This window comes from Paenibacillus sp. Y916 (assembly GCF_056786435.1).
In genome coordinates this window covers 74,598-89,644 of sequence record NZ_JBXCJA010000013.1, presented here as the reverse complement: position 1 = coordinate 89,644, position 15,047 = coordinate 74,598, and the positions used below count along the sequence as shown (strand labels likewise).

At 42.7% G+C, this 15,047-nt stretch carries 7 protein-coding genes; 5 read left to right on the top strand and 2 right to left on the bottom strand.

The features are described 5' to 3' along the window. Positions 1–7: 7 nt before the first annotated feature. The gene (locus AC1TO9_RS20860; protein ID WP_482060401.1) at positions 8–5,557 is read left to right on the top strand and encodes an S-layer homology domain-containing protein; all 5,550 of its coding nucleotides are present in this window, start codon (positions 8–10) and stop codon (positions 5,555–5,557) included. Between the two features lie 159 nt (positions 5,558–5,716). Here AC1TO9_RS20860 and AC1TO9_RS20855 read toward each other — a convergent pair whose 3' ends face one another. Then, a complete protein-coding gene (locus AC1TO9_RS20855; protein WP_482060400.1) occupies positions 5,717–7,915 on the bottom strand; it encodes a glycoside hydrolase family 88/105 protein in 2,199 nt (732 codons plus the stop codon). A 316-nt stretch (positions 7,916–8,231) separates the two neighbouring features. Between AC1TO9_RS20855 and AC1TO9_RS20850 the strand changes: the two genes are divergently transcribed. Both AC1TO9_RS20850 and AC1TO9_RS20845 read left to right on the top strand, forming a co-directional pair. Beyond that, positions 8,232–8,984, top strand: coding sequence for a response regulator transcription factor (locus AC1TO9_RS20850; protein ID WP_482060399.1), 753 nt, complete (start codon positions 8,232–8,234; stop codon positions 8,982–8,984). 24 nt (positions 8,985–9,008) lie between these two features. Further along, positions 9,009–10,787, top strand: coding sequence for a sensor histidine kinase (locus AC1TO9_RS20845; protein WP_482060398.1), 1,779 nt, complete (start codon positions 9,009–9,011; stop codon positions 10,785–10,787). On the opposite strand, the gene AC1TO9_RS20840 is transcribed toward AC1TO9_RS20845, so the two are convergent. Then, positions 10,771–12,279: a glycoside hydrolase family protein gene (locus AC1TO9_RS20840; RefSeq protein ID WP_482060397.1), complete on the bottom strand. Its 1,509-nt coding sequence runs from the start codon at positions 12,277–12,279 to the stop codon at positions 10,771–10,773. The two genes, AC1TO9_RS20845 and AC1TO9_RS20840, sit on opposite strands and share 17 nt — an antisense overlap. A 144-nt stretch (positions 12,280–12,423) precedes the next feature. Here AC1TO9_RS20840 and AC1TO9_RS20835 point away from each other — a divergent pair, with 144 nt between their 5' ends. Both AC1TO9_RS20835 and AC1TO9_RS20830 read left to right on the top strand, forming a co-directional pair. Continuing rightward, positions 12,424–14,187, top strand: a complete 1,764-nt coding sequence (locus AC1TO9_RS20835; protein WP_482060396.1) for a sensor histidine kinase — start codon at positions 12,424–12,426, stop codon at positions 14,185–14,187. Between the two features lie 3 nt (positions 14,188–14,190). Beyond that, positions 14,191–14,967: a response regulator transcription factor gene (locus AC1TO9_RS20830; protein ID WP_482060395.1), complete on the top strand. Its 777-nt coding sequence runs from the start codon at positions 14,191–14,193 to the stop codon at positions 14,965–14,967. The last annotated feature ends 80 nt before the right edge of the window (positions 14,968–15,047 follow it).

Below are 15,047 nucleotides of genomic sequence, written 5' to 3'. Positions count from 1 at the left end.
ATTTACTTTGAATAATAATAATCCATTCAAGAAGGCAACAATCTACCTACTGATTCTAATGATGTGCATACCTGGCGTATCCGCATATGCCGACCCTGCTGTTATCGGTCCTATGGACGGAATTAGCAACACGTGGACGCTAGAGAATAATGTGTTAAAGACGGAAATTGAGTTTACGGATGAAGGTAAGATCCAAATGAACAGCTTCTATAACAAGGCAGCGCAAAGAGAATATTTGCCACAAGGCGTGAAGGCCAATCATTCAAGCTTATTTAAATATAACTATCGGCTACTCGAAGCGGGGGAAGACGGAAAGGCGGCGGTAGTCTCGCCCCAAACCTTGGATGCGAATGACAGTGGATATGTATTGGGTACACCTTCGCAGAACGACATCACCATGACCACAGCCCAAGGTGAAGCCGTAACTAGCGGCAAGAGACTAGATATCCCCGTTACGAAGGATGGAATTACTGTCACGCTCTCCTTCGAGATGTTTAACGACAGTGCAGGCTTGAAGTATCAGGCCTATATCAAAAATGACAACGCGGACAAGCGCCTGCAAATCACTTCGTCAGATGTCATTAAATTGGATTTCCCCGATGAACCAAGAAATTTGCATTATTCTTATCTCTCCAAATGGTACAGCAACACAGGGGGAGTCGATCAAACGAATGTTAAGAAAGAAAGCGAAGATATCAAGGTTGTTATTAATCGCTACGATACGGGTGACGGCTTCTATATTGGACCGGAAGTCAATTCAAAAACCCAGGTATACCGCAGAGATCCCAGCGAAGTGGATACCGGGAAGAACTATCTTACTCGCTCTTTTGCGGGAGTCAGGGCCTTTACTGGTGACGGTGTCAAGGTCACTACGAACCCCGAAGCACTTCAGCTTGTGCTATTTCCGGGTGAAGAGTTTGAGTATATTGCCGTTAATATGACGGTATTCCAAGGGGACATCGTCGATGCCAAGATGGCGGTTGAAGAGCATCTCCGAGCAAGATTTCATTATAACAATACCTCAACTGTGCTCAATTCGAACGACTGGGAATGGGGAAGTAGTAAAAGGAACGAACAATATTATAAAACGATCGCCGTACCTAGACTCAAAGAGGCGGGATTCGATATGGTCATGTTCGATGATGGCTGGAATAACGCCGATGACTTGGGCATATCAAGAGACGGCGTGGAACCGCTCCCGTCTTATACGGATAATTTAGTACATCTCGCGAATTATTACCACGATCAAGGGCTAATGTTCGGGCTGTGGTATTCCATGTCGGGCGGATATCATAACCGGGGCAAAGATCTGGCGGACCCGATGGTGATCAGTGACAAGAAAGAAAAGATTGAATATATGATTGATAACTATCAACTGTCTCACCAGATGGTTGATTTGACGGAATTTTGGATTAATGATGAAGTAACTGATTACTCTCATCCGACGGATAATGTCTATCGTAAAAATGTATTGACCAACACCGTATTAAATGAAGTTGTTGATGAACATCCCGATTACATGGTCAAATATACTACTGAGGTGGATATTTGGCCGACACAAGGAGATCGGACCAACGAGCTACTTCATGTTATCGATAACGGCTGGACCACATCCACGACAGAATATGGCGAATCATTGGATATTCCTATATTTGCTGGATTATTCGGGCATATGCCTCTGAATTCCGTTTACTTCAACATCGGAAATATGAGCAGTGGGACGATGTCAACGTATTACAAATATATGTTTGCCCGAAACATTAAGCATGGTGCAGCGCCAGATACTTGGAGCCAAGACAATATTGACCTGATGGATCAATTTAACAATTGGAGAAAATCGGAGCGCATCCGGACATTGACGGATACGATTATCCGTCCTGTGTATAATGGATCGGGCTGGGACAGTAATATTGCTGCAGATTGGGACCAAAACGGTGGCCCTTATGTTCTGATGCATGTATCTAAGGAGAAAGACCAGGCATTGATGATTGCGACAGGCCGGGACAAAACGGGTTCTCCGCAAGTTAACGTAAACCTTAGGTGGCTGGATCCGGTCAAACAATATTTAATTGAGGATATTACCCTTGATGATACGGGTGTATTCGCTTATCGGTTCAACGGTCTTTTGACCGGCGAGCAGTTGAAGAGTTTTGTTATAGACTTGGATGGGAATTCTTCCAAGGGTAAGGCGTACTGGATTGAGGAGTATCGGGGTGACGCATATCAAATCCTGTATGCGGATGAGAATATAAACAGCTACCAATTGACGATGAACGGAGAAGAAATCGTCATAAACGGCACAGGAGAAGCACTAGGCTCTGGAAAAGTTGTAGTCTATGGTAAGGATGAAAATGCAGTGATGGTCGTGAATGTTAACTTTGGTGTGAATGGAAATGGGACTTTGAAGATTTCCGAATTTGAACCAACCGAGGACGTATTCATCCCGACGCTTCCTTCAGCCGTAACCTATATAGCGGCGGACTTGTATGACGCGGGGAAAACCTCAGTAAACGATGGTGCGCAGGCTAAAGTGAACAGCGGAAGCACACCGAATGCTTCGCCCCAAGGTGGCATAAACTTTACCTCTACAACAACCGCCTCGGGTAGCGATATCGAATTTATAATCGATGTGCCCAAGGCTGGATTCTACGATGTTAAGGCTGCCGCGAAGGTATCTACCAGCAGAGGCATCGGGCAATGGTACATTGAGGGTAGCAAAGCAGGCGGAATCTGGAATCAGATGGAAGCCGAAAAAATTAAGTTTCATGACCTAGGAACGGTCACATTTGAGACGGCAGGATCAAAAGTTCTTCGTTTTGAATTTCAAGGCGGCACCAATAAAACCATTAACACAGATCGTATCGTACTCACACCTGTATTGGCCGATTCCGGACTTAATCTCGAGGCTGAAAAGGCCAAAGAAATTACGCAGTCAAGCGGCTCAAGCGCTTCTCTGGGGAGTGATGTCAACGCAAGCGGCGGGGGATATGTAACAGGAACTATGTCAGCTATTGGCGACAACCTCTCTCTGGATTTTGATGTAGATAAAGCCGGCACATATGAGGTGGTGGTCTCTCATAAAGTCCATCAGCAAAGAGGTATTGTGCAGTTATTTATTAATGGCGATCCGATAGGTGATCCATACGATCAATATGAGAATACGATTAATTCGGCATTTAAAGAAAATAATTATGGAAGCTATACATTTACACCGGGTGAATATACCTTCAAATTCGAAGTGGTTGGAAAGAATGAGGCTGCAACGAACTTTAATACTTCGATTGATGCCATTAAGCTACAGGCCAAAGACCCCAGTATAACGATCGTAGGGGATAGAGATGTAGTTGTGGGCAGCGATATTACGCTGAACGTCGAATTATCGGGCATGGATCCGTTCTATTCGACAGGAAATTATGTGAAATGGATTATTGATAGCCAGGTTTCCGACAATGGGGCCAATAAAGTAATTTCCATGAGCTCAAACGGTTTGGAGAGCTTAGTTACAGGCGTAAATCCAGGCACGGCGAGACTTAAAGTCATCAGCACGGTAAATGCAAGGGTTGTAGGTTATGTGGATATAACTGTGAAGTCAGCGGACTATATTCCTCCGCAAATTTCAAGCGTTGTAGTAACAGGCATTGCGCTAAGTAGACAAATATTAACTGCACAAGTAGTCTTTAGTAAAGGTGAAAAAGATGCTACTGTGGAAGACTTTGAATTTCAATGGCTTAGAAATGGTTCTCCGATTGATGGAGCTACAAGCATCATATATACTGCAAATTCAGCGGATATAGATCAAGTGATATCCGTCTCTGTCACGCCAGTCGATGTTAGTGGTACGAAAGGAACATCTGTAGTGAGTGAAGGACGGCTCATATCAATGGCTACGGGCAGTATCCTATTACTTGAGCCGATAGAGGTATCAACAACTACGGGTACAGCACCTGAACTACCTTCCGTAACTACAGCAGTCTACGATGATGGGACGAAGCTTGAGATGCAGGTGTTATGGGATCATATTGAACCAGTTCAATATGATCAGGTAGGACAATTTGCAGTATCCGGAGATGTCGTGGGAACGGAGCTTCGAGCGGTGGCTCATGTCACCGTCCTTGCGGTTGACATTCCGGTAGTGATCGCCAAAGTTCTACCTGTTTCTGTTACAACCGTAGCGAGAATAGCGCCTGTCCTTCCGTCTGTTGTAAGTGCAGTGTATGACAACGGCGTTAGCAAGGTACTGCCGGTAGTATGGGACAGCATAGAAGTAGCGCTTTATAGTGAAATCGGAGCATTTGATATTGGTGGCGATGTGTCTGGGACCGGAATTCGGGCAGTGGCATATATTACGGTTATCCCTGATGGTTACGTTGATCCGGCCAATCCCATCAATCCCATGAATCCCGTCAACTCAGGCAGTATAGGTAAGATGAACGATCATGCGACGACCGTTATAATTGACCGTGAACTATGGGCTAAAGCTCTCAGTGAGGTAAATGATGGAAGAATAAGTATTAAGATTCCTTCAGAAAAGAGCAACCCACAGATTACTGTTCAAATTCAGGCCAGCCTTCTGCTAGCAGACGATGATAATAGTAAGCTGACGGACTTAGTAATTACTGTAGGCGGCACCTCCGCCGAGTTTCCGTTGCAAGAACTAAGGAAGCGTCTGTCCACAAGTAACACTACAAGCTTCCAATGGATTGTATTCCAGATGGAGGCATCCAAGGCGCCGCAGCAGGTAGAGAAGCTTCTTGTCGACAGCTCAATGTATCGATTTGAAATTAAGGCTGATGGACAAAGTAGCATGGACTTTGACGGGATGCCGGTGAAGCTTGCTATCGACTATGAACTAAACCCGGGAAATATACCAGGAAATGTAGTCGTATATCATATAAGCGAAAAGGGTTTTGCCAAACCTGTCGCTATTGGATTATATAATGTAGAATGGCAAGCAGTTAAATTTCGCACCACCAGCTTGGGAACATATGGAGTGATCTATAATAATGTGTCATTTAAAGATATCGCCGATATTGACTGGGCTAAGATCGCTATAGAAGCGCTGGCAGCGCGTAATGTGGTGAACGGCGTGGATGGCACGTCATTTATACCGCGAGGGAAGGTGACACGAGCGGAATTTAGCACTTTGCTGATGAATACGTTTGGGTTTGAAGCGAAGAATGCAAACGCTACAAGTTATGCTGATGTGGAAGCCGGGGCTTGGTATAGTGGACTCATTGCCGTAGCACAGCAATTGGGTATTGTCCGTGGCAAAGGCAACGGTGAATTTGGTCCTAATGAGGAAATAAGCAGGCAGGATATGACCGTCATGGTCTATAACATACTCCAAGTAGCGGGAATCACTCTGAACACTGGAGCAGGAATGACGGAGTTCAAGGACGAAGCTACTGTAAGTGGATATGCGGCAGAGGCCGTTGGAATCATGCAACAAGCGGGAATTATCACCGGAAGTGGGGACGGAAATTTTCTGCCACATAATAATGCTTCAAGAGCGGAAGCGGCCGTCATCATCTTCAACTTGATTCAGGCCATGAATTAATCTATGAACTGAATCCATGAGCATCAGGCTGCTCCAAAGTAGTTCGATTTTCTGAGGAGACAGCTTCACTTATGGAAACAAGAGAAAGATATACAAAAGTGGCGGGCCAAGGTTAGTTATCCTTGGCCCGCCACTTTTTAGTTCTAGTCGTTTAATTGCTTACCCGCTATTTGCAGCGGATTGCTGCAAATAGCGGGTGAGTGCCATCAATTCAATACCGCACAGCAGAATAATGCCGATGCCATGTGTATCGTTCATCATCCAATGTAGTTCATCCCGGTAATAATCCGGTGTGAAGGAATACCCGGAGCCCTGGCAAACCCCGTAAACGTTACCCTTCTGATCGATAGAATGTTTGGATAGACCGTCCCATGCTTTAAAAGCAACGTTGATGTATGGACCTTCAGCATCCAACCAGCCATACCGGATACCACGGCTGAAGGCATAACCGAACATGGCGGTGCAAGAAGTTTCCGCATAGGAGGAAGGGTCCGTCAGCACCTGATGCCACAAGCCGTTTTCCCCCTGCAATGCAGTATAACCTTCCGCTAGTTGCCGGAAGAAGACGAGCAGTTCCGGACGCTCATGATGGTCCTCCGGCATTGCTACAAGTAGCTCCGATAGGGAGAAGAGGACCCAGCCGTTTCCACGACCCCAGGGAACATAGGTGGGAGTATCATACTTGAAATCATATACATGGGACATGATGGCTTGATCAGGCATATAAAGATAGTCTTTGAACAGAAGGAATTGTCTAGCCGCATCATCGAGATAATTAGAATCACCAGTCAGCTTGTAGTAGCGAACAAGAAATGGGGTACTCATATAAAGATCGTCCGCCCATAAGGTGTTTTCTTGATATTCGCCGTTCCGCTGCCGGAAGAATGCTCCGTTCTCACGGCGCTCCTGTGTATTCTTCATATACTCTGCGATGATGTCGGCAATAGCTATGTAGCTGGAGTTAGGGTGATCGGCATAAGCTTCCAGCATGGCCGAGCCGAAGGAGCCGCAATCATCTAGCATATTTAGTTCTAGTAATTGGTGATTAATAGCCGCTCCTCCGAACTTTTTCTTATCCCATAGGGAATATTCATAGAGATTCGTGCATTCGTTAATATGACCAGCGGCATAATCTATGATGTCCTGTCTTTCCAGTATTCTGCCCGCCTGCAGAAGACCGTACAATGTAACACCTAAGGGATAATTCCATCTAGCGTAGAGTCTGTTCTCTAAGTAAGGACGTATTGCCATTTGTGAATCTCCAGTTCTCCAATATACTCCTTCGGAATCGTTATGGAATAATTGGTGCAGTGTTCTAAGCGTGAGCGGTTGATCACAACGGTTCTCAAAAGGACCAAGATGAATCCAATTCTTGTTCTGCCCTTGAATATTGGCTGGACATTCCCATTGGGTCGCTTCACCGTTGATACTTACGCTCAGAGTATAACTCCATGTCAATAACTTGCTGATGCATGTGGATTCTACCAACAGGTCATGATTCCCATATAATAGGGAATAGGTTATATCGATCTCTGGGCCGTCCGTTTCTGCCACCAGCTCATTGTCGATCCAGATTCTGAGATGACCTTCAGTCGACCCGGTTAGCCGGCATAAGCTTAATCCTCCGTCTTTGACTCTAAAGGAACTCCAACTATAGGCAATCTGTTCTTCTTTCAAATCAAATAGCTGATTAAGGTCTACCGAATGATGTGTGGTATCTACTGGGGGATGAAGCTCTGGAAACCAATGAAGATCCGATTCGGCTTCTAGGCTGTTCCAAGCGGGAGGGCATCCATCTTCATGAGATCCTCCGGCTACCGGCTCGGAATAGATCCAGCCGCCGCACCCGGCCCGTTCGTGAAATGGAGATAGGAAATGGACGGGAAACCACTTGTTGTTACTTGATCCGATTATGCATCCAAAACCGGAAGAGGTCTTGCGAACTTTGATGAACAGTGGATTCCAGCCCTTTTTCAGTTCGGCCCGTAGCAGACGGATATTTCTTATGTCTACATCATCTGCCATTGTTGATTTGTACCATGGCTGCTCGTTCAGGTACAAGTGAGTTGGGCTATAACAGCTTAAAGCCAGCTCGACTGTTTCCTCCTGTTCACAGTAAATGGTTGCGAAAGCGTATGCATATTGCCCTAAGGAACTGTCAGGAAACATGCTATTAAAGTTCAAATTGTAACGGCCATCTTTCAATTGCATGAAGATGTCGGTATAGGAGGTACGAAAAGTAAATCCGTCCGAAGGGTTATCACCGATATACTTATTGGCTACCGTCTCGACAATATCATGAATGGAAGCACCGGACTTTTTATAAACGCTTTCTTCCTGCGGGAAGTAAAATTCCACATAAACATCCCCTCTACTTTAGTTTTTAATGATTATGATATAATAGTATCAGGTTGACATTAGTTAAAGAATTCATGCCATTGGATAAAAACTGTCTTTAATCTACCCCTTTGTACAACATGTCAGTAAATGAGTGGTAGGGTAGCGGTCATTGATATGTTATTTTGTATGGAAGTAAGTTATATTCCGTGTATAGAATGATCTCTCGGGGCTAATAACGCACATGAAGGGATCTAATATAACTTCCCAAAATGTAAGCGCTTAACAATTGTTTGGATACTTGTTATTTCGTTGCTTTTGATAATGGGGGGATACCATGTATAAATTACTAATAGTGGATGACGATTATGAAATTCGTAACGGTTTGTGCAAGTATTTTCCTTGGTCTTCTATCGGTTTCGAAGTAGTCGGAGTTGCAGAGAATGGGAAAGAAGCGTATGAAATAATCAAGAACAAACAAGATATTGATGTGATACTATGCGATATTCGTATGCCAATTATGTCCGGCATCGATCTGGCGACGGAGCTTAGCGTCAACTATTCCCAAATCAATGTAGTCTTTTTCACCGCTTACAAAGAATTTGATTATGCCCAAAAAGCGCTGGAGACGGGAGTGAAACGGTATATTCTGAAATCCACCAACTATAATGAGTTAATTCGGGCTTTTACAACGATTAAGCAAGAGATGGATCAGAAAGCGGGCATTCTCCCTGTTAGAACAGAACAGGAAATAGGGAGCAATTTTAATGAAAAGATCATCCAGAGGATTAAGGATCAGGTGGAAAAGGAATATAAGAATATCACCTTGGATGATCTGGCCAAGCTAGTGCATATGAATCCCGATTATTTGAGCAAATATTTCAAAAAACATACAGGCACCCGATTTTCTGAATATTTAATCCAGATTCGCATGGGAAAAGCAGCCCTTTTTCTGGATCAAATCCATTATAAGACTTATGAAATTAGCGAAATGGTGGGGTACAGCAACTCTTTTAACTTTACAAGAGCTTTCAAGAACTATTATGGGATGACACCCCGGGATTACAGAAAACAAGAACAATCCGATTAACCTGGAGAAAAGGATAAACCCGTTATGAAAAAGAAAATTTTCATCCGCAATTTGGTTCGATTAATGATACCTCTGCTTATTCCAATGATTATTCTGGGGGGCTTTTCCATTGTTATTACACAGAGTTATATCAAAAATCAGATAAATACGAGTAACGCCAAGATGCTGGAGCAGACCCGAAGCACGGTGGAAACGATGTTCAATGAAATGGATTCGCTCCATTATACGATAAATCTGAATTCCAATCTTATCTCCAGTCTGAAGTCCATTTTACGTAGCGAGAATATTAACCGAGGGGATTTGGGAGCGTACAGCACCTTTATGAACCTGTTGAACCCTTTTTCCAATATTAAGACATATGTCTACTCTATCTACCTCTATTTTGATAATGAAAAGGGAAACTTTCTGGCATCTAACGAGGGAATGGTCAGTAATGGCACATTTTACGATAATGCATGGTACGACCGGTTGCCACTTATCGGTAGCGAGGAACTATTTATGGAGAACCGTTCCGTCAGACGGTTCTCTTTCGATCAGAATACTACGGAGCTTGTAACGATATATCGTAAATTTCAATCCCCGGGCTCAACGAGAACCGTGGGGCATATTGTCATGAACATTAAACGTAACGATCTTGATAATAGGCTACGGGAACTGAGATATCTTCCGCACCAATCCATTTATCTGCTGAATCAGGATGGGGTTCCAATTGCCAGTACCGTTAATGATACTCAATCCACTGCAACTGGGGAGGACCTCTCTCTTCTCGGGGTGTATTGGGAGGAGGTATCAAACAAGGAGAATATCGTAACCGTCATCAATTCTTCCAAGTATCCGGTTCGATACGTATCAATTACTCCCAAAGGTTATTTCTATAGGTTGCCTATTCGTCTTCTGTATTTAACTTTCGGATTGTTGGGGCTATCTCTGCTTCTCGGAATTGCATTGGCTTACTATATTTCCAAGCAGAATAAACAGAATCTGGATACGGTGATGCTGACTTTAGACAATGCAGAGAAGGGGCTACAGATTCCGGAATTGCCACATAAAGTAACTGATGAGTACAGCTATATTCTGCAAGGAATTGTGAAATCCTTTGTTGAGCAGAGTTATCTAAAAATTCAGCTCTCTGAAAAAAAGTACAGGCTGAAAACGATGGAAATGATAGCTCTGCAGTCCAATATCAATCCACATTTTATGGCGAATACATTAAGAACAATTTTCTGGAAATCGATGGACCTCACCGGCGGTCAGAATGATGTGAGCCAGATGCTTGACTATTTGGCAGGAATTGTTCATTATTCGATTACGGATTCCAACAAGACTGTTCTATTAGAGGAAGAAATCTATCATACAAACAACTATGTAGAAATTCTGAAGATTCGGTACAAGGGGAAGTTCTCTTTCCAGTGGGATTATGATGAAGAGCTGATCCACAACAAGATCATGAAGCTGATTCTACAGCCGCTTGTGGAGAATGCGGTATACCATGGAATTAAGGAATCGGACCGCTTTGGTTATATTCGGGTCAAAATTGTGCAAATGGATCAGTCGCTTCGGATTACCATTACGGACACGGGCATCGGGATGAAAAGAGCGCGGCTGAAAGAACTGCGGGAAGCCCTAAATACGGATGAACAGAGAAATCATATCGGACTGTTCAACACATATAAGAGGCTCCAGCTCATGTATGGCGAAGAACAGACCTTCACCATTCGCAGCATACATGGACTGGGCACCATGGTGGAGATTGTGATTCCAGCAGCTAGTGAATATTCCAATTCACCTAACTTGGTGGTATAAGGCCGGTTCCCATATAAACCTGATCGACGCTCATATTAGCGGTTGTCGGAGTATCTCCACCTATTTTGAATAGATTCGAGCCTGATCCTAGGCTTGTTGCTCCACTCCATCTGAGAATCCCATCCACGTATAAATCATAGGTGTAGTTGGAATTCACGATTACTCGATAGTTATGATAGACGGTTGTATCTAGAGTAAAGGATTTACTCGGATTGGATGCTCTGTTTTGTGCTGTTCCTGATGTCCCATGAGTTAAATAAAGCCCAATTTGATAGTTTGCGTTCCGTAGGGTAATTTCATTTAGTGTGTTCGCAGCATTGACTTTAGCCCTTACCTCAAATGTAAATGCCTCTGAGGGAGTACTCATGTTATTTTTGGTAATATAAGCATAGCTTCCAGTGGTTGTTCCAGTATCAATGATGTTGACATCGTTATTATATTGTACAAAGCTTCCGTTTCCAGTGGTAGACCATCCTGAGCTGTAGCTACTCATATTATCACTAAATATATTCCATGGTGTATTAAGAACCGTCTTTGCGTAGGCAATTTGACCATCTAATCTTGGACCTTGCTCATAAAACATATACATCGTGTTTCCTATCGTGATGAAGTTTGGTGAAGCGGATCGTCCTCGATCTATGATAGCATCAGAATCATATAATACCCCTAGATGATTCTGTAGATTAAAGTTAGCTCCAACCTCAGTGATATGAATATTGCCAGAGGAAGCATGGTAGGCAATGTAATAATTTCCGTTCCAGGGAAAGAAGGTTGGACCAGAAAGATTGGTTCCTTCAGCAGCATTGGGTGAAATGAGCGGGGCTTGCTGTGGGGTCCAATTTAAACCATCATTAGACCAAGCTAGATAGATGTGCCTTGTATTATTTGTTTGATTACCCATTAAGAGCATAATATATTTATTATTTTTCGATGGAATTGTATATTCAAATACTTTTGCGTAAGAGGTTTCAGTTAATCCGGTAAAATTACTTGTGGCTAAGGCAACCTTGTTATAAGTGAAATGGATTCCATCCGTCGAAGTAGCAATTCGCATAGTCGTATTCTCACCATGGTAGTACATATAATATTTACTTTCTATATCATTCCAGAACATATAAGGGGATGAAACATGTGTTACATTATAATGGGGCGACCAGTTATTGGCGATGCGGGGGTTGGTAACATATTCAGTCCAAGGGCCGTTTATTGAGTTGGAATAAGCCATACTAATCCCACCCGGCGCATCATGGGGCGCATAATACATATAATATGTTGCCAATGGGTTGTTAATATGATCCGAAGCTTTGATGATAGAAGGGAAAATGATTTCACCTGTTGGATTATAATTTAAACTTGCAGGGTTTAGTACACTGCCCGCATAATTAAATGTGGGGAACCCAGCTAGAGCAGATGCTTTTGGTGCATTAATAACGGTAAGCATTCCTATTATTGTAACCAAACAGAGCCACATTCGAACCGATTTTAAACGCATGTAGACACTCTCCTTTAAATTTTGTAAACGCTTATATTCTTATTTTAAATGAATAAAAATGTAAGGGTAATGACCTATTGTATAGAAAAGGTTTGGAATGTATTGATTTGGCTTCTTTATATAAGAATAGGTGGGGTTCTGACTTTGAAACCAAAAAGGTTTTTTTTATCACTGCGGATGAAATTTATCATTCTATTATTTTTGCTAATCACGATCCCCTTTTTCTTTAGCGGTTTAATTACATACAAGCAATACTCGCGTAATGTAGAGGACGATGCAATAGCTTATACGGGGCAAATTATAGACCAGATTACGATTAATTTAGATCGCTATATGAAAGATATGGATAGATTGACCTTGGCGCCATATTACGATAATAATGTCATTGGCATTCTAAGAGCGCATTTATCAGCAAGTACTACGGGGAATTTCATTAAATCAGAAGAAGCGGTGAAAATGAACCTGATGATTTCGGCGCTAGCTATTGATCGTAGCGAACTGCAAAGTATTATAATTTTCGCCAATGACGGCACGATATTCAGTAATTTAAAAGAAAGTATTGCTCAACATTGGGAGTATTCAGCCAATACCTGGATCAAAGATGTTGTTGCTGCGGATGGTGACCTAGTCATTATCCCAACTCATGATGCAAGTTATTATATAGGTCAGCCTAGAGAGGTCGTATCGATTGCTAGAGTTGTTAGGGCAGAGGTGACGAATGAGCAACTCGGTATTGTAAAGGTCGATCTGACTGAAATGGGCTTTGAAAAAATTCTCGGCTCGGCTAGCTTTAGTCGGAATAGTCTTATCTATGTCTCGGATCGTCAAAATCGGCTTGTGTATCCACTCCATGGCAAGGCTGATCGGATTGTAACAGGACCTATGATAACCATTGATGGTGAAACATTTATTACAGCTACCAAACAATCAGATTACACAGGCATGAAGGTGACAGTACTTATCCCGAAGGATGATATGAAAGTAGGCGCACGCCAATTAATGCGTTCTACCCTCTTTATTTCACTTGGCTCGATTCTGCTTGCGTATTTCGTTGCAGGTATTGCTTCTGGGAGACTGGTCAGGCCGATCAGACATCTTCAAATTAAGATGAAAAAGGTGCAAAAAGGGGATTTTCGTGAGAGGGCGAATGTGACAACCTACGATGAAATTGGTCAGCTTACTTTTGGCTTCAATATGATGGTCACAGAAATTGAAAGACTAGTTAAAGAGGTATATGAGAGTAAGTTGCGTGAGCGTGAAGCTGAATTCTATGCTTTGCAGAGTCAGATTAATCCCCATTTTATATACAATACGTTGGAATCGATTAATTCACTTGCTTTGCAATCCAATCAATATGAGGTATCGGAAGTTGTTGTCAACTTAGGGCGGCTTCTGAGGTATACGGTAGATAGTAAGGACAAATATGTTTTTTTGAAAGATGAGATTTCATTCGTGAAGGCATATCTTGAGATTCAATCCACTCGATTAGGCATTAAGCTACAGACAGAATTCTATATTGAAATTGGGCATGATTACTTGCTGATTCCGAAGCTAATCCTTCAACCGTTAATTGAAAATGTGATTGAACATGCCCTTATGGATGAACCAGTCACGGTGAACATTAAGACTAGAATAGATAATGAAGATCTTGTCATTCTGATTGAAGATGATGGTGCTGGCATGAGTACTGCTCGTATGGCGTATGTAGAAAAGCATATGTATGCAGAGGAAGATGAAACAATTAAGCAGCGATTTGGGGAAAAGAAGAAAGAATTTGCGTTACGCAATGTGCATCGGCGTTTGTATTTGCTGTACGGAGAAGGCTATGGTCTGTTTTTTAATGGAATAACTAATAAAGGCATTCAATTAATTGTACGCTTACCATTGCACTACGAGGAGGAGAACTAAGCTATGCTTCAAATATTGCTTGTTGAGGATGAAACCAACCTTCGTACACGACTTCGTAAGCTACTAGAAGATGTGATTGGCGGATGTAAGGTAGTAGGTGAGGCATCGAATGGTCTAGAAGCATTAGATTGGTTAAAGACGAATGTAACGGAAATCGTCATCACAGATGTCCGGATGAAGGACATGAATGGAATCGAGCTAATGAAGCGTTTGAAGGAACAGAGTCCTTCGATGCCTGTTGTAATTATTAGCGGCTACAGTGATTTTAAATATGTAAGAGAAGCGTTGCGTTACGAAGTAACGGATTATTTACTCAAACCTTTGGACAGAGTTGAACTGACACAGGTGATCCAAAAATTGTCTAATAAGCTGATCGTAAGTAACGCGCTACCTCTGGAGCAGCATACCGTTGTAATGGATCCAGCTTCTAATGTGGTAGCTGTTGAAGCTGGGGTGAATGAGCGTCAAATCATTCGTAAAATCAAGGGGATTATCGGCTTACGGTTGGAGCAGGAAATCTCTTTACAATACTTAGCGGATCAGGTAAACCTTAATCATCGTTATTTATCTGTGCTATTCAAAACAGAGACAGGTGTGAATCTTTCTGATTACGTAACACAGTGCCGTATGGAGAAAGCAAAAGGCCTGTTAAAGCATACGCAGCTTAAAATTCAAGATATCTCGCGGCTCTCGGGATACCCGAACACCAAATATTTCATGTCGGTGTTTAAACAAGTGGTTGGATTTACTCCTACGGAATACCGTGATCATCTTCGATAAAGTTTGGAAAATGATAAGGAATCAATACAATTCAAACCTTTTCTGAACATTAGGTCATTATAACGAATGGTTGGTGTTTT